General features: G+C 36.4%; 18 protein-coding genes. 9 read left to right on the forward strand and 9 right to left on the reverse strand.

What is annotated here, in order from left to right; all coding sequences use genetic code 11:
• Window positions 1–148 precede the first annotated feature (148 nt).
• From Aba26S_RS01285 to Aba26S_RS01325, 9 genes are all read left to right on the forward strand, one after another.
• Window positions 149–517 carry a hypothetical protein gene (locus Aba26S_RS01285; protein ID WP_005241115.1) on the forward strand — a complete coding sequence of 123 codons (369 nt, stop codon included), beginning with the start codon at window positions 149–151 and terminating at the stop codon, window positions 515–517.
• A gap of 265 nt (window positions 518–782) precedes the next feature.
• Window positions 783–974, forward strand: coding sequence for a hypothetical protein (locus Aba26S_RS01290; RefSeq protein ID WP_005241116.1), 192 nt, complete (start codon window positions 783–785; stop codon window positions 972–974).
• A gap of 95 nt (window positions 975–1069) precedes the next feature.
• Window positions 1070–1399, forward strand: a complete 330-nt coding sequence (locus Aba26S_RS01295) for a hypothetical protein (protein WP_043969809.1) — start codon at window positions 1070–1072, stop codon at window positions 1397–1399.
• A 243-nt stretch (window positions 1400–1642) separates the two neighbouring features.
• On the forward strand, window positions 1643–2296 hold the full coding sequence (locus tag Aba26S_RS01300) for a hypothetical protein (protein WP_043969810.1): 654 nt from the start codon (window positions 1643–1645) through the stop codon (window positions 2294–2296).
• Window positions 2297–2481: 185 nt separating this feature from the next.
• Window positions 2482–4353, forward strand: coding sequence for a hypothetical protein (locus Aba26S_RS01305; protein ID WP_043969811.1), 1872 nt, complete (start codon window positions 2482–2484; stop codon window positions 4351–4353).
• Between the two features lie 215 nt (window positions 4354–4568).
• Window positions 4569–4901, forward strand: a complete 333-nt coding sequence (locus Aba26S_RS01310) for a hypothetical protein (RefSeq protein WP_032865340.1) — start codon at window positions 4569–4571, stop codon at window positions 4899–4901.
• A gap of 199 nt (window positions 4902–5100) precedes the next feature.
• Window positions 5101–5382: a hypothetical protein gene (locus Aba26S_RS01315; protein WP_005241127.1), complete on the forward strand. Its 282-nt coding sequence runs from the start codon at window positions 5101–5103 to the stop codon at window positions 5380–5382.
• 187 nt (window positions 5383–5569) lie between these two features.
• Window positions 5570–5824, forward strand: a complete 255-nt coding sequence (locus Aba26S_RS01320) for a hypothetical protein (RefSeq protein ID WP_043969812.1) — start codon at window positions 5570–5572, stop codon at window positions 5822–5824.
• Window positions 5825–5992: 168 nt separating this feature from the next.
• The gene (locus Aba26S_RS01325; RefSeq protein ID WP_227541504.1) at window positions 5993–6769 is read left to right on the forward strand and encodes a PDZ domain-containing protein; all 777 of its coding nucleotides are present in this window, start codon (window positions 5993–5995) and stop codon (window positions 6767–6769) included.
• A 79-nt stretch (window positions 6770–6848) separates the two neighbouring features.
• Here the strand turns inward: Aba26S_RS01325 and Aba26S_RS01330 are convergent, their stop codons facing one another.
• The 9 genes from Aba26S_RS01330 to Aba26S_RS01370 form a co-directional block, all read right to left on the reverse strand.
• Complete coding sequence (locus Aba26S_RS01330) at window positions 6849–8090, reverse strand: mechanosensitive ion channel family protein (RefSeq protein WP_043969814.1); 1242 nt, start codon at window positions 8088–8090, stop codon at window positions 6849–6851.
• 120 nt (window positions 8091–8210) lie between these two features.
• Window positions 8211–8750, reverse strand: a complete 540-nt coding sequence (locus Aba26S_RS01335) for a DUF2058 domain-containing protein (protein ID WP_043969815.1) — start codon at window positions 8748–8750, stop codon at window positions 8211–8213.
• 3 nt (window positions 8751–8753) lie between these two features.
• On the reverse strand, window positions 8754–9434 hold the full coding sequence (locus Aba26S_RS01340) for a YoaK family protein (RefSeq protein ID WP_043969816.1): 681 nt from the start codon (window positions 9432–9434) through the stop codon (window positions 8754–8756).
• Window positions 9435–9440: 6 nt separating this feature from the next.
• Window positions 9441–10643 carry a serine/threonine transporter SstT gene (gene sstT / locus Aba26S_RS01345; protein WP_043969817.1) on the reverse strand — a complete coding sequence of 401 codons (1203 nt, stop codon included), beginning with the start codon at window positions 10641–10643 and terminating at the stop codon, window positions 9441–9443.
• 197 nt (window positions 10644–10840) lie between these two features.
• On the reverse strand, window positions 10841–12541 hold the full coding sequence (locus tag Aba26S_RS01350) for a SulP family inorganic anion transporter (RefSeq protein ID WP_043969818.1): 1701 nt from the start codon (window positions 12539–12541) through the stop codon (window positions 10841–10843).
• Between the two features lie 81 nt (window positions 12542–12622).
• On the reverse strand, window positions 12623–12934 hold the full coding sequence (locus Aba26S_RS01355) for a metalloregulator ArsR/SmtB family transcription factor (RefSeq protein ID WP_005241140.1): 312 nt from the start codon (window positions 12932–12934) through the stop codon (window positions 12623–12625).
• A 559-nt stretch (window positions 12935–13493) separates the two neighbouring features.
• Complete coding sequence (locus Aba26S_RS01360) at window positions 13494–14060, reverse strand: TetR/AcrR family transcriptional regulator (RefSeq protein ID WP_043969819.1); 567 nt, start codon at window positions 14058–14060, stop codon at window positions 13494–13496.
• Window positions 14061–14533: 473 nt separating this feature from the next.
• The gene (locus Aba26S_RS01365; protein WP_043969820.1) at window positions 14534–15040 is read right to left on the reverse strand and encodes a hypothetical protein; all 507 of its coding nucleotides are present in this window, start codon (window positions 15038–15040) and stop codon (window positions 14534–14536) included.
• 36 nt (window positions 15041–15076) lie between these two features.
• Window positions 15077–16120, reverse strand: coding sequence for a linear amide C-N hydrolase (locus tag Aba26S_RS01370; RefSeq protein ID WP_370538952.1), 1044 nt, complete (start codon window positions 16118–16120; stop codon window positions 15077–15079).
• Between the last annotated feature and the right edge of the window lie 158 nt (window positions 16121–16278).

The following is a 16278-nucleotide window of genomic DNA, read 5'->3' on the forward strand; positions in this document are numbered from 1 at the left end:
TTAAAATTTATTTAGTTTGTCTTAACATTTATTTTTAATTTGTTAAATTGTTGGGTTATGTGGAAGGTGATTTTTTGTTCTTTTTGGTGTTATAATGGATAGAAAATTAATATATATAGAAATGATGATGAAAATAATATCTACAGTTATGTTTATGCTTTTGTTTATTATGTCTTGCACGGTGGATGCTCAGAATTTTAAGGATGATTATGTTAGTTTGTCTGAGGTTTATTTTAAATCGATTGATGATCAAATCCAATTTGAATATGCTTTGCGAGGAAAAGAAAAGTCAAGTAATGAACAACTGGAAGCGAAGCAAAAAGAGTGTTTGGTCGAAAAAAGTAAAGTTAATTTGCATAAGTTAATTATTGATCGTTATTCAGATTATCAGGGGTATATGCAAGAAGCTGCTGAAAGTATCATGGAGAAGAATGAATTTAAATTCACACAAGAAGAAGCGCAAAAGAATTATTCTGCGCTTAAGAGTGAGTTGAAGAAAACACAATTTCCATGCTGAATGATGTAATTGCTTTCATGGGAATAATCCAGATTTAAATAGCAAGCAAGATACTTTTCAGTTAGGTACAATTTGTGTTGAGAACAGGTTTAATACCATGGGCTGGATGCTATTTTTAGTGATATAGAATTGCATAATCGTTCTTTTTCTTTGGCGTGTAGCCTCTAAGATTGGCGGTTTTTATAAAGAAGAAAAAAGAGGGTACTATCGCTTAAGCAGTAGGCGTATACTGAATATGGATACTTGAATCTTGTAGGGTCAAAAAATGCTTCTCAAGTTTGCAATTCGATTTATGGCGGTTCTGTTCGCTGTATTGGCTTTAGCTGCAGTAATCATTCATTTCTTTTTTTCAAGTAAGTTAACCACTGATTTATGGATTATTGCGGTTCCTGTTATTCTGGCTGTGCCAATACTTAGTTCCATCATTGTTGCTAAAGACGATGAGTTGAGCATTTAGTTAGTTTTTATTTAAATTGTATAAAAGCTTATCAAACGATAGGCTTTTTTCTTTTATATGGTATAAAAATAGCACCAATAAAAAAGGAGCGTGATGTGGTTATATCTGAATTAGTTCGAAATTTAGATCGAGAATATGAATTATTTATACAATCCCAAAGCTATCATTCAAGTAAAAACAGCGAGATACAAGTAAAAGCACTGTTTTTGCAAGGTGCACTTAAAGCAATGAATTATCAACATACTCATCTCATTCCTTTGGGGGGCGGTGCTTATACAATACAGAATTTTAATAATTCTACATTAAATATTAATTTATTTAATACACCCCTATTTAAGAACAAAACAACTTTCGTAAATTGGCTGTCTAATGTTTTGCATAAAGAAATTTACACAGCACAACAACAGGAGCGACGTTTTGCTTAAAGGATATTGATGAGGCCGTTCTTCCCAATTTAAATGCTTATTTTCTTTGTAGATTTTGAGCATTTTGGGGCTTAAAAAAAGTTGGAATTATGATTTGTGATGTTCAGTAATAATATGTGCTGAATCGCACCGAATATCGGTTTTTATTTTTTATTTCGTGTATTTATATAAAAAATTATTTTTTAAAGATTAAAAATAAACTACTCTCTAAGCTCTTATATTTAAATAAAAATAGGTATTCGAATGAAAAAAATTGGGGTTGGTGCTATTGCACTCACTATGTATTTATTGGCGATAAATGGCTGGGCAGATACACCTTTACAGATTAATTATGGGGTGCCGAAAACTTTAGGGGAGCGTACAATTCAATCATCAACACAAGATGATCATAGTCAAATTAAAGGTGAACTTCAGACTTCTGTATTTGCAGAATATTCTGGGTCGCGATTGAAATCTGATGAGGTTGATGGCCATGAAACATTAAATGGTTTCGGTACTGGCCTAACTTTTACGGCTTTAGATGTATTCAATACAACTTTTGGTGTGAATTACCAAAAAAACGCTGATTGGAAGAGTACTGAGCTGAATGTAAAGGGCGGATATAAATTTTATAATCAAAACAATACTTATGCGAATGCAAGTATTGGTGTTGGGTACGCTTGGCTCAAGGCTGATAATTATAACGTTAAGCTGCGTTATGTTACTTTGCCTGTTGAATTGGAAATGGGGCATTATTTTCAACCCAATATCGCGGCTTACGTAGGTTTGGGCTATAAATGGCTTTATATCGAAAACTTTAAAGATGTTTGTACTGGCTATTTTTGTGATGGTACGGCATCTGATATTTTGGATATGGATGGGTTAACTTATAAAGTGGGTATTCGTTATAACTTCTAAGCATTCAATAGCATGAATCTTAAAGACTTATCTGTAGATAAGTCTTTTTTTATTCATTTTTTCGAGTGATTTTACATAAAGGCGATAAAATTGGTTGAGTTTTAATCAATGCTTACTTACCTAAACAGTTAAAAATTTGTGATGACTTAAGATAAAAGCTCAATGATTAATTAGAGCATTAACAAATGACAAATAATTTTGAATATAAACAAAAAAATTTAAAAACATCTCCTGCTTTGAATGTTGAAACTTCAACTATTGATCGTTTTAGTCCAAAGTACTGGCGTATCGATGGGCCCCAAACTATGTCGTTTGCGATTACCAATTATGCAAATGGTTTTGAGGCTGCTTTTAGGTCACGTACCACAACAGACCTTGCAGGTATCAGTTGGGATTCTTACGATGTAAAAGACCATAAGCTTCTGGCTTATGAGACCAAATACGACTATAGCGGTACCGTTTGGGATTTTGATATTGAATTATCTGCATCCATGCCTGCATTAAATAATGAAACCTTAACACCGACTTTAACCGTTTATTATCATGAAGATGGTGTAGATAAGGTTGCATATGTTGTGTTGTTCAATTATGCAAATCAACCCGCTTCTCGATCTGCACATATCCATATTAATTGGGATACGGTCAAGGCTGGTTTTTCAGCAACTGATTCATTTCCTGTAAGCAATATCCAGCGAATTTCTTTGTCTGGCTTTACCTTAAGCTATAACGGCCATTCAACACTGCCTCTGTTACAACCTGAAGATGGCTATATCCGTATTACAAATTCAGTCACGACGGGTCCGAACGCTAAATTGAGTTTAAGCCGAGTTTCTGTACCTTTACATGATTATGGTATCTGCACCAGTTATGATGATCATTATGATCTTAATCCTCAGCGACTGGTTGATAATATGGCGGCTTTAGGCTATCACGGATTGATCAATCATTACTGCGGGATGTCTAAATATCCAGAATTGTATTGGGATACGACGATCAACAAATGGCAAATCCCTGATACCTTAGTCACCAATCAAGCTGTTGTGAACCCATGTACACGTAAGTGGCATGAACATTTCGCACAAGCATTACACAGCGCAGGCATGCAACCTGTGTTTGGGGTGAGTTTTGAGATGTATTCATTGGGGGCAAAAGAGTTTTGGGCACAACGCGACTGGAACAGTAATCTGGGGCGGACTGGTTATGAACCACCAAGTTATTTCTTTAGTCCTTGTGATCAGAATGCGCTTGCTTATTTACACAAAGCATTTATCGAGTTTGCGGACACCATGGCTGTTGGCGGGTGTCCAGTCAATATGCAAATTGGTGAGCCTTGGTGGTGGTATAACCAAGGTACAGATCTTCCTTGTGTCTATGATTACCCAACCAAACTGGCATTTAATGCAGACACGGGATTGTATGCACCAGATTTGGGAACGATTTATGATGCGGTTCATAAAACCGGAACACCGTATGATGAATTTAAAGCCTGGTTAAGAAACAAGTTGGGGCAAACCTGTCGAGACATCCGAACTGTGATTAAGACTAAATATCCGCAAGCGAAAGTTTGTCCGTTGATTTTCTTCCCAACCATTCGGACACCAATTGAAACTTTGGCAACAGATATTAACTATCCAAGTGAACACTATTCATATCCGAATTTTGACTACATTATGACCGAAGCTTATGACTGGATTTTGGAAGCCCGTTTAGGTTTGGCACATCAGGCAGTTTCCGAGATTCCGACATTGGACTTGCACTATCCCGTGGATAAAGTGGCTTATTTAGCAGGATTTGTTCCTGATTCATCGATTGCACATCTTTATGGATTTGATAAGACAAAAGCTTATCGAACTCCAATTTGGCAGCGTGTGTTTGGGGATATGCAAAATAATAATGCTTTGGGTTTGATGAAACAATTTATTTGGGCCTATCCGCAGGTGATGCAGGATTCTGTGACGATTGACATTGTACAAGCCCCAAATGGTTTTTTTGTTGAAAATACCCTGTATACACCAATTAATGATGATACGCCGTATCCACCTGAGATTTACTTGTAATTCTCTGTAGCGAAAAGGCTTTGTAATTCAAAGCCTTTTTAGTGTTTATTAGAACCTTAAAGCGAGAGTTTCATAGCATCGGACATATGTAGATAAAGCTAAGTCTTAATTACAAATGTTAAGAAAAAGAAAGTAATGTAAAATAAATCTTCATTAATAAATAGAAAAATTGAGATACACTGCCTTGATCTGCTTTAAAAATTCAAATGATTTTTATGAAAACCAAAATTCTACTCCTCGGCTTAGTCTCAATCTTATTTGTGGGGTGTAATAAACAGCCAGAAGTCAAGAACGAGCAAGCACAAGAAAGCTTTGAAGTTATAGACAATAAGATTTCAGAGTATATGGACATTTTGGATAATCCAGATACGCCTAAAGAGGAAAAAACGAAGGTACTGTGTAAAGACTATCCGAAATTATATGAGTCAAAGTATGTTCCAGCATTGTTAAAGCTTGCGCCGAAAGACTATACCAGAGAGAAGTTAATGGCTGATCTTAAAGTCTCGACAGAATACTATGCCGAGAAGTTAGATATCATGTGTAAGTGATTCGTGATGGAGGAGGCGTGCTTCTCCATCTATTTTCAAAAATAATCAACAAGGTCTAAGACCGCTTAAATCATGAAAAAGTTGGGAATATTAAACTGTGCGCCAAAATCTGTCGTTTAGTTGACTTGATTGACTTGAAAAACAGGAAATAGAACCTATTATAATTTTTTTCTTATTCTGATATCACAGGCGGAATACGGTGAACGAAGACATTTTGTTACCAGCATCACGAGCGACTGCAATTTCCAATGCAAATGTTAAAAAGTTAACAGTAGATAAAATTCTCTCAAAAATTTCCAGTACGATTAAATTAAGAGCCAGTGATGGTGATCGAGATGCCTTACAGCAATTTTCAAAACATGAAGTCAGTAGCGAAGACGCAGATATTGTTGTGAATGAATTAAAAACAGCTGGTTATCGGGTATTTCTTAACCCTAATTTTACCAATACCAATATCCAGTTCCAGCTCGAATGGGACTGAGCTAAAGATCATATAAAAGCCCCAGATTTGACTGGGGCTTTTATATTGTATTTTGAACTTATTCTTGTTGTGCTGAGCAATGCTTGGAGTTCTTTGTGAGCTTACTTCATCACTTATAAAGAAAACATATTCCTAAAATGTTGAATAAAAATGCCTATAATGTAAAAAAACATCATAGAGCAAAAAAATGAGTTTAAGAAGGTGGTTACTGATCCTGCTAGGATTAACATTCACTTTGATCAGCTATCTATATTGGGATTACAAGCAAACAGGTGGTTTTAGCAAGAATAGTGACGCTTATTATGGGTATTCCTTTCCAATCGACAATCAATTAAAAAATGCTGTTGATTGTGAATTGGCGAATACAGAACATCCAGATCAACCACCAGTCTCACAGGCGTGGATGGAAGGGTGCAAGAAATATTTTGAAATTAATCATTAAACTTTCTATTGAAATTAATGGACGCTGCTTGATGAAAGTAAAAGCAGACGTACAGCGTCTAGTTTCACTACTTTATAAAAATAACTTTCTAAACGACTACCTGATTTGATTGAAGATTTTATTTAAGTTTTCTGTTAGTTTATGTATAAAAATAAAAGTGATTTGAATATGAAACATTTAAATTTAATTGCAGTTATTTTGTTCAGCGTAATTGCACTTCCTTTTAGTACCACATTATCAGCGAATATTTATATACCGATTTCTCTTTTTAAAAAGGCCGATAAGTCTAGATTTGTTAAAGCCCAAGTCCTGAAGACGGACGAATTTGATGTTTCAACAATACAGCTATTAGAGGAGGGCTTTGTCCCGATTAAGTCACAAAAGTTTAATGGTAGGGATAGTACTAAGGGCTATGACTATATTGTTCATGAATTAGAAAAACGAGCAGACTCACTTGGAGCGCAGATTGTACTGTTTAGTAATACCCAATCAACAGAATCAATTGGATATTATAGTTTTTTAACGCCAGCTCCTCGGGGACCTCAGAATCAGACAGACAATAATGGATTTGGTAGTGTAAATACATCTAATAATGTGAGTAGTTCTTTAAGTCAATCAGCGCCCATTTATCAACCGCAGAAAGAATATACGGTGAGTTATTTTTATAGATTTGAGTCAATTACAGGGATTTATCCTATAGATTTATCGGATCTAGATAAATCTAGAACGGGTAATTTAGAAGGGGTTAAGGTTAAGGTCATATCGAAGAAATCACCTGCTTTTGGCGAAATCTTGGCAGATGATATTATTTTAAAAATTAATGATATCGTTGTAAGAGATGTGAGTAACTTTGTAGATATCTCAAACTATTTAAATAAAGGTACGATTAAGTTCGAGATTTTGCGCAAAGGCCAGAAAATGATAAAAGAAATCTCGATTACATGATGTGCTTGGTAAACTGCTGATTGCTGTGTTTGCAGACTGATAAAAAAGGCCTTTAATCAGGCCTTTTTTATCAGCTAAATTATTTGCTCACAATTGCTTGCCCTGAGAGCATTTGCAAGTCATGACCAGAAGGCGCTTGATAAATTCTTAGACCAAACTCAGGAATAATTGCAATTAAGTGATCAAAAATATCAGATTGAATTGCTTCATAAGACGCCCATGCAATGGTATTGGTAAAGGCATAGATTTCTAAAGGTAAGCCTTCGCTGGTTGGCTGCATTTGACGAACCAGAATGGTTTGGTTTTGAGCAATGCCTTGATGTTGACGTAAGTAGAATTCAACATAAGCCCGGAACGTGCCCAAATTGGTTAAACGACGCTGGTTGTATTGAGACTGGTTGCTAAGGTGATTGTTGAACTCTGCAATCTCCGATTTTTTTGCATCGAGATATTGGTCTAAGAGCAAAAAGTCTTTCAGCTTTTGTTGCTCTTGCTCACTCATAAAGTGAACACTACTTTGATCTAGAAAGAGTGAACGTTTGATACGGCGGCAACCTGAGCTGCTCATCCCACGCCAGTTTCTAAAGGTATCAGTTACGAGCTTGTTGGTTGGGATTGTTGTAAAGGTCTTATCAAAGTTTTGTACAGTCACTGTATGTAATGACATATCAATGACATCGCCATCTGCATTCAAGGATGGCATTTCGATCCAGTCACCAATGCGTACCATGTCATACGAGGCAATTTGCACACTGGCAACCAATGAAAGAATGGTATTTTGGAAGACCAACATCAACACAGCAGCCATCGCACCAAAACCTGCCAGTAGGGTAAACACATCTTTTTTCAAGAAGGTTCCCAAAATCATCAGGCCGCAAACCACAAACAAAATAAGCTTAACGAGCTGTAAATAGCCCTTAATCGGCTTATTCTTAGATTTTGGATTGCGTTGATAAATTAAGTTAAAGATATTCAATGCTTCACTAACAGTAAGTGCAAGTGTCAGGAAAATGAAGGCCTGTGCGCCCATTTGTACAAAGCTAATGAATTTCTCTGGTAGATGCGGAATCGTCGTAATGCCATTCATGATGACAATCGCAGGAACGATATTTGCAAAACGTTGAGTGACGCTATGCTGTGCGAAAATCGATTGATTTGGAGATTTAAATTTTGTAATTAAATGGCGAATACCACGGACGATAATTCTTTTAGCGATAAAGTTCGCAAGTGCAGCAAACAAAATCAAAATGATCAATGCAATCGCTGTTTCTAGCCATGGATAATGGCTCAACTCACTACGCAAATACTTTAAATAATCCAAACCCAAAACACCTTATAAATTCTTTGAGCAGGAATTGTAAGGTGTAATGAGGTTTTATATTAACTTGATCACAGTTTATATACGATTTGTAAAGGCGTTTTTACATAATGGTTTGGAGGTTTACCACATCAAATCATCAGGAATGACATAAGCTGCATATGGATCTTCTTCATCTGTGGTTTGATCATTATGCTCAGTATTGTTATTCACCAAGATAAAACCCTGCATTTTTTGATCAATTTTGTCTGCAAGAGCTTTAGGTAGATAGGCGTAGCTACCCTGATCTTTGGCGATAACAAGAGAGCCTGCAACCAGTGCATTATAAACCTGTTGCGAAAGGTAAACTTTTTTGATTTTGCCTTCATCAATAAATTGGTAGGTTACATCACCTTCTGTTTCCTTGATTTTGTGATGTTTGATCATTTGAATGATCGAAGCTTTTAAAGCTTTCTCTTCCAAAATATTCTGTTTTTCTAAATTCAGGGCTTGGTCTTTTGCCAACTTTTCTTGCTTGGCGCGGTCAATTTCTGCTTTTAGGACAGCGTCATCATTTTGGCCAAGGCGCTGTTCATGTTGTGCTTGCTTGGTTAATTTTTTTGCTTTTTTATTGTCAACCAAGCCTGCTTTTAACAGTTGAGCTTGCAATGCATTTTTAACCATAATTCAATCCAAATTTGAGTTTGATGAAGAACGAAAATAGAAAAACCAGTAGGCTAGACTCATGGCTAAGCTTAATCCAGCTGGAATGAGAAAGGTCTGTAAGTTTAAATAAGGATAAAGCACACTCGCAATAATTCCACCGCATAAAAAACCGATAAAGATCAATAAATGCAGAAAAATACGCCGTTTTTCTACGTTCAAGCCGCGTGCTTTATAACCCAGTGCTAAACCAATATCAGTGAGGACACCAGATAAGTGCGTTGTACGAATAATTGCACCTCTATAGTGGCTCACCATTGCATTTTGCACTCCCATGGCGGCACAGGCCCATAAGAGACCATAGCGAGGGAAATAGGGCAGTAATAACCAAGTAAGAAACAGAAAGATTGCAACTAAGCTAAGCGGCAGGCCATAACGTCGTCCAAATGTAACATTACCGTTGCCGAGTATCAGACCACTATAAAAAGAACCGATGACAAAACAAAGGATGACAAGACTGAGATAAATAAAATGCTCAGGTTGCCAGTCAAGTAAACTCATTGCAAGCATACTGACATTGCCTGTCATATGTGAAACGGATTGGTGTAGGACGGTAAATAAGCCTAAAACGTTTACCATCCCTGCATTCAGTGCAAGTAAGAAAGCACCAAGTTGAATCCAGTTGGGTAAACGTTGAAGTGGCATATCAACCTATGATCTTGGATGGTCTCTGAAGTCAACTGCTGCGGTAAACAAGACATCCGTTGATGAGTTTAAGGCAGTTTCTGTTGAGTCTTGCAGTACGCTGATAATCATACCAATGGCAACAATCTGCATGGCAATCTCAGATGATATACCAAACAGGCTACAAGCGACAGGGATCAACAATAAAGATCCACCGGCCACACCCGATGCGCCGCATGCTGAAACAGCAGCTACAACTGATAAGATGATCATGGTACTTAAATCAACTGGAATACCAAGCGTATGTACAGCAGCGAGAGTCAGTACGGTAATGGTAACGGCTGCACCGGCCATATTAATCGTCGCACCGAGCGGGATAGAAACACTAGCCGTTGCTTCATTAACCCCCAAACGTTGCGCCAAGTCCAGATTTACCGGAATGTTGGCTGCTGAACTGCGAGTAAAGAAGGCCGTGATGCCGCTTTCGTTTAAGCAAGTGAAGACCAAGGGATAAGGATTCGCTTTCATGGTGATCCCCACTAAAATGGGATTAATTACCAATGCAACGAATAACATTGTTCCGATCAGTACTGCCAATAGATGTGCATAGCTGGTGAGTGTTGCTAAACCTGCACTGGCAAAGGTAACTGCAACTAGACCAAAAATACCAATTGGGGCAAAACCAATAACGGTATGAATAATCTTGTTTACAGCGTCGGCGACATCAGTCATTACCTGCTTGGTTGTATCAGAGCTATGACGTAAAGCTAAACCAAGACCAATCGCCCAAGCTAAAATACCGATAAAGTTCGCTTCACTAATTGCCTGTACAGGGTTTGCAATAAAACTTAAAAGAAGATTCTTTAAAATTTCTGCAAGACTACCTGGTGGCTGAAGTCCACTTTCTGCAGGTAAATGCAAAAACAGCTGGCTAGGAAACATAATGCTCGCTGCTACTGCACTAAATGCGGCAAGTAACATACCAATCAGGTAAAGGAAAAGCACAGGTTTAATCTTTGAGCTTTGACCAATTTGAAAGTTTGCAATTGAAGATAGAACTAAAACAAAGACTAGAATTGGTGCAACAGACTTTAATGCTTTAATGAATAATTCACCCAATAGACTTAAATAGGGTGTAAAGTTAGGAAAGAGCAGAGCGACGCCAATCCCTAGAAAAATAGCGATAATAATTTTGCTTACTAAGCTCAAGCGAGACAGTACATTAAACATATAAAGGCCTTATAAACCTATGCACGGTTTAAGGTTAAACAAGCGCGGTATTCTATACCTAAGAACCGTGAATAATAAAATTTTTTTTGCAATTCAATTACTTTAAAAATCCCGAAAAAATTAACACAATGTTTTTAAAAAAAAATTATGAAAACATGACACATCCTTTTGTATAAAAATAACCCAATAAAAGTCGATCATTCTACAAGCATTTCAGGGGAAAGTGTTTGTATTGCTTGATAATGTGATAAAAATATCTGTCCTGTAAGATCATTTTTAAGTCTTGATTTAGACAGTCGATCCATAACAGGACTTTTCACTTCAGATAAATGCATCTGAATATTCAATTGATCCAACTCGCGATTAAGATCTTCTAACATTTCTAATGCGCTGAGATCAATATTGCTAATACTTGAGCAGTTAATGACAACATGCTGTAAGAGAGGGTTTTGACTTACTTCGGTAATTACATAACCTTTTAACACGTGGGCATTCAAAAAACTGAGATTTTCGTCAACACGAAAAGAAACAATCGCTTTTGTTGTAATTACATTGTAATTTGATATGTTTCTAAAGTGCTGAGTTCCCTCGATTAAACCAATTACTGCGATATGTGGACGACTGATTCGCCAAAGCAGCAGTACAAAGGTTAAAACGACTCCAATGATGAGTCCAGTTGAAATATCCAAGCACGTTACACCGAAGAAGGTAACCCACATTGCAATTCCATCTGCCTTTGAATATTTCCAGGTTTCAATAAAAGGAGTGAGACGAATCAATTTCCAGATTGAAACAAAAATTGTTGCTGCTAAAACAGCGAGCGGAAGATTTTCGAAGAAACTGGTAAAGTAGAGACTTACTGCAATCATTAATAATGAAGAAATTATCCCAGACATGGGGGTTTTTGCGCCAGCATCTGCATTGACAACCGTACGTGATAAGCTGCCAGAAACTGCAAAGCCTGAATTAATACCTGCGGCGATATTGGCAAAACCAAGGGCGATAAGTTCTTGGTTGCTATCTAAATCATCACGTTTTTGTAACGCTGTTGCTTGCGCAATTGCCAGTGATTCAACAAAGCTAATCATGGCGATCATGAAAGCGCTAGGTAACAGCTGTAGCACTAATTGAGTATTCCATGTAGGAAAATGGAAATTGGGTAAACCCGCTGGAATAAGACCAACAGTCTGAATGTTATACTGCGCATTTCCCATAAAGGTAATGACAGCAATCGAGACCAGAACGATGACTAAGGGCAATATTTTGTTCAGAAAATCTGATGCAATTAATTTCGGAAGAATAAAGAGTAACAGAACTGAAAGAAGCCCAAAGCTGACACCCATCAATGTAATTTGATCAATATTCTGAGAAAGGCTAACGATAAACTCAGGAATATTGCCTGCTTGTAAGGGGATGTTGAGCAAAAATTTAAGCTGCCCTAAGGCAATTAATAAGGCAGAAGCAATGATAAAACTCTGAATAACGGGATGACTAATCAGTTGAATCAGGAAACCGAAACGTAATAGACCTAAAACCAGAGAGATAACTCCGATTAATAAGGCCAGTAGATAAGCGACTTCGATATAGGCGGTTGATCCTGCGCTAAATAGCGGATCAAGTGCAGCAAAAACCATCATCGAAATAATGGCGACAGGACCTATTGAGAGTGTTGTGCTGCTGCCTGTAAAAGCATAAACAATCATTGGCAATATACTGGCATATATTCCCATGGCAGGCGGTAATCCTGCCAGCATTGCATAAGCCATACCTTGAGGAACCAGCATGGCCAAAACGATAGCAGCTGCAATTAGATCAGACTTAAAACTTGAAAACCGATAAGAACTTAGCCATTTTCGCGCAGGAAATAATTTAGATAAGCCAAGGTTGAACAATTTCATGCACAATATTCTAAATCATAAATTAATATATATTATGCATAAAAAATGCTAAGTGCGGTATGTTTCTATTTAACTGACAAGTTATTGGTGGGGGCAGTAATGTTCATACAAGGTGTTCAATACAATTTTCAGTTTTGGATCAAGAATTGAGTAGAAAATTTGTTTGCCATCACGCCGAGTAGAAACAATATGACTTTTTCTTAACATCATTAATTGTTGCGAAAGGGTCGGTTGAAATATCTGGGTTAATTCTTCTATCTGTGAAACATTTAGTTCTTGTTTGGCTAAATGACACAAAATAATTAAGCGATCAGTATTAGCTAGAGATTTTAGTACAGTTACAATTGTACCAGCAGACTCTCTCATTGCTTCTATCTCGAAATCCTTTTGCATGCATATACTCACTTGGTTACAGCCGTGGCTAGTATAAAGTCAGTGATAGGAAAAATTGTAGTAAAACTGAATAATTGCAATGGTTTTTAATGAAAAAGCATATAAGTAAAAGTGATAAATGCGCCTCCATGTGTCAATTATTTAGTTTTTTGTACTGTATATTGTGATTTATTTCGCATTTTCACTTTTTGGGTGGATTTCTATCTATTGGGAAATAAAAATACAGGAAATAGCTCAAAGTTTTTTAAAAAAACTAAATAATAAAATTAAGTGATTAATATAATTAATGAATATAAAAAAGTTTAAAAAAAGATTGTACTTTAGATAAAACTATATATAATGAGAAGCAAGACAGAACGATCTGTCTGCATAAGAAGGATCGGAAGTACGAAAGTGCAACCGCCAGAGGGTAATAATATTTATTATTCTTTTTACACTCAGACGCAAGCGTGAGACACAATAATAATTATAAATCACGCTTTATTTTTTTCAATTATTTCTATCTTCTTTCTTTGCGATATATAAAAATATCCCTTCATTTTAAAGGGATATTCTAGATCTATACCAGTGCTTTTTCGAAATTAATCAGGTGCTCGACACGTTTCCAATATTCATCCATTTGAACAGAGTGTCTGTTCACATGCGCTTGAATGGTCATACCATCTAAAATACTAACTATCAATGTTGCGAGATGGGTTGGATGACGAATGTCCAGATTCTTGAGTAAATTTTCGATTAAGGCTGTTAACCAAATTTTGTACTGGGTTGCAGGTTGCAAGGTAGAAGGATAAATCTTGATGACTTCTTCAAGTGCTTTCTGAAACATACTGCCATTAAAGTCTTCGCTATTAAACCAGGCTGCGTACCATCCAAAGATTGCTTTAAGTTGGCTAAGGTAATCATCTTGATCACATTCTGCCAAAGTTGCATTTAAAGACGTTTGGAGATTGATGTTACGTTGCACAAGACATTCTTCAATTAACTTTTCCTTTGAGGGGAAGTATTTGTAGAAAGTCATTTTTGCAACGCCTGATTCGCTAATGATTCGATCTACGCCGATCGAGTTATAGCTATGCGAATTAAAAAGTCTTAATGCAGTGGTAATAATATCTTCTTTTTTTGACATACAACGCCTCGAGTTCGCCCATCGCCAAGAGCATCATGTTGCATTTCATCATGCAATTTTGGCAGGCATTTTACATGGTATTTTAAAAATATCATAGGGAAAAATAACATTATTTATTTAAATGATTCTTTAGTCCGCATTTTCAAGTGACACGGCTGAAAATAATATGATTTCACTATAGAAAATAACTATTAGAGGAATCTTAAAATACGATAAACGATTAGTCTAATTTGTATGTGGTTAATTTGAGATTATTCATATAATTGTTTTCAAAGGAAAACAGATTTTGATACTTATTTTGAATGAATAGCTGAAGCTATATTGAATGTACTTTTCTTTGTAAACTTATGTATGTTTGAATGGTTGGAAATTTACTCCTGTATTTATTTTGAATATGTTTACTATATAAAAAGTCAGTTAGTTATAGTTAAAATAAATAACTGACTTTAATCATATAATTTCTGTTTTTCGATTTATTTCTGATGTGTAGGTAAACTAGCTATAAGTTTAGCGAAGTTTTGATAGAGTGTTGATGATTGGGTAGGTGTATAGACGGAATGTTTAATATTGCCTTTATCTGTTTCAATTGAAAGTTCGACATTCTGTGCTTTTTTAAGTTCTAACAGGAATGTACTTGGAAGAATAAAACGATTTGATGAGCGTCGCGGAATGAGTCTGTTGATGTTCTTTTGTTGTGTAGGGCCAACAGGCTGATATGTAAACGCTTTACCATCAATGAAGAAGGTAATTCCTTTGATGTCATAGTAATCATAGCTGCTGTTAAGCACCGTCTCTACGCTTAACTGTTGTTTGTGTTGGTAGTCCCATTCAACAAAAACATTCGGGCAGAGTTCATTTGTTTTGCAGTTTAATGAACCTGCTGTGGCTAAATGACCTGTTGATGTTGTAGAAGTGTCAGGTAAGGTCGAACAACCGTTCATAACAATACAAAGGCTCAATAAACTTAAAGTTTTTTTCATCTTTTAACTCTCTAGAATGTATTCAATATTTCGGTGTCAATGATGTAACTGTGGACCAAGAAATTCAAATGGTTTTGAGACTTTAAATTGATCGGTTGCATCGCCAGCAAAAGTATTCTGTTGATCTTTGCCAAGATCAAGTTTACGTGTTAAACCATCTTTAAAGTTAATTTTCTTTAAATCTACCCAAAATACATTTGGCGAAACAGCGGATTCAAAGAAATAAAGTTGCTGCTTATGATCCGCAACTGTTCTCCAGCGTGTAGAGGAAATATTAGGTTCTTCTGCCGTATTTAAACCATAGGGAACAGATGCATTACGGATCACACTAAAGACTGAAGCTAAAGCATCTTTAGGGTTGTCATTTTTCGGAATTGCATTCATATAAAATGACGCGCGCGCAAATCGATCCGCAGCACGATTAGTGCCTGGTAGCATCACGGTTCCACCAATTTGTTGCCAGTAAGTATTTAGTGCAAGTTGTTGATCAAAGGTTGGGGAGTTAGTCATGACTTGGTATTTTTTGTTGTGATGAATTACCTGTTTACCGCCTATATATTCAATAATTGCACTATCACCAGTTTTATCAGAAATAGATAAATGTAATGTTGCTAAACGCTGTTCACCAGGAACACTATCGGTAATTAGATCAAATGGTTCTTTTTCCAATGCATTGACTGCTTCGGAAACCGTTGCATAGTTATCGAGTACATATTGTGCCCAAGCAGAAATGCTGAGTTGCGGTTTATTCGATTTTTTGGTGTCTGGATATTGTGACTCGACCAGCCATAATACGTTTGCAACAAGTCCCGCTTCATTCATGCCATCGGTGGTTGAGATATCATAACCTGTTGCGATAACACTGCCATATTTGGCTTTCCATTTTAGTGATTTTGGCCCAGCATTACTGTCTCTCATCACGCCACTTGGAAAAATCCATAAATTGGTCCCGACATCAACTTTCCAGTCCATTGAACGCGCTGTAATGATGTGGTTGTTATTGCCTAAATAAACGGCACGAGTACAGGCATGACTGGTTTGTAAGATCAGTGATGAGCTAAGAATGGAAAGACACAATATTTTTTTAAACACAAGTCGGACTCCTTGCTGTTATATAAAAGTGATTTATATCGAATGTTTTTATAATGACTTCGCTTTAGTCTATTAAATTTTTTTTCTTATTCAAGCATTAAAATGTAATCATTAAAAAAAGTATGGGTTTATTTTTTGTTCGCATT

Source organism: Acinetobacter sp. NBRC 110496 (assembly GCF_000876115.1).
Classification (GTDB): Bacteria; Pseudomonadota; Gammaproteobacteria; order Pseudomonadales; family Moraxellaceae; genus Acinetobacter.

Coding starts and splice junctions, on each gene's coding strand:
- Aba26S_RS01340 (WP_043969816.1), bottom strand. CDS start 9,434: ATGCCACTTCAACGTTTACCCAACTGGATTCAACTTGGTGCTTTCTTA.
- Aba26S_RS01320 (WP_043969812.1), top strand. CDS start 5,570: ATGAGTTTAAGAAGGTGGTTACTGATCCTGCTAGGATTAACATTCACT.
- Aba26S_RS01310 (WP_032865340.1), top strand. CDS start 4,569: ATGAAAACCAAAATTCTACTCCTCGGCTTAGTCTCAATCTTATTTGTG.
- Aba26S_RS01365 (WP_043969820.1), bottom strand. CDS start 15,040: ATGAAAAAAACTTTAAGTTTATTGAGCCTTTGTATTGTTATGAACGGT.
- Aba26S_RS01300 (WP_043969810.1), top strand. CDS start 1,643: ATGAAAAAAATTGGGGTTGGTGCTATTGCACTCACTATGTATTTATTG.
- sstT (WP_043969817.1), bottom strand. CDS start 10,643: ATGTTTAATGTACTGTCTCGCTTGAGCTTAGTAAGCAAAATTATTATC.
- Aba26S_RS01290 (WP_005241116.1), top strand. CDS start 783: ATGCTTCTCAAGTTTGCAATTCGATTTATGGCGGTTCTGTTCGCTGTA.
- Aba26S_RS01325 (WP_227541504.1), top strand. CDS start 5,993: ATGAAACATTTAAATTTAATTGCAGTTATTTTGTTCAGCGTAATTGCA.
- Aba26S_RS01305 (WP_043969811.1), top strand. CDS start 2,482: ATGACAAATAATTTTGAATATAAACAAAAAAATTTAAAAACATCTCCT.
- Aba26S_RS01285 (WP_005241115.1), top strand. CDS start 149: ATGTTTATGCTTTTGTTTATTATGTCTTGCACGGTGGATGCTCAGAAT.
- Aba26S_RS01360 (WP_043969819.1), bottom strand. CDS start 14,060: ATGTCAAAAAAAGAAGATATTATTACCACTGCATTAAGACTTTTTAAT.
- Aba26S_RS01355 (WP_005241140.1), bottom strand. CDS start 12,934: ATGCAAAAGGATTTCGAGATAGAAGCAATGAGAGAGTCTGCTGGTACA.
- Aba26S_RS01335 (WP_043969815.1), bottom strand. CDS start 8,750: ATGGTTAAAAATGCATTGCAAGCTCAACTGTTAAAAGCAGGCTTGGTT.
- Aba26S_RS01350 (WP_043969818.1), bottom strand. CDS start 12,541: ATGAAATTGTTCAACCTTGGCTTATCTAAATTATTTCCTGCGCGAAAA.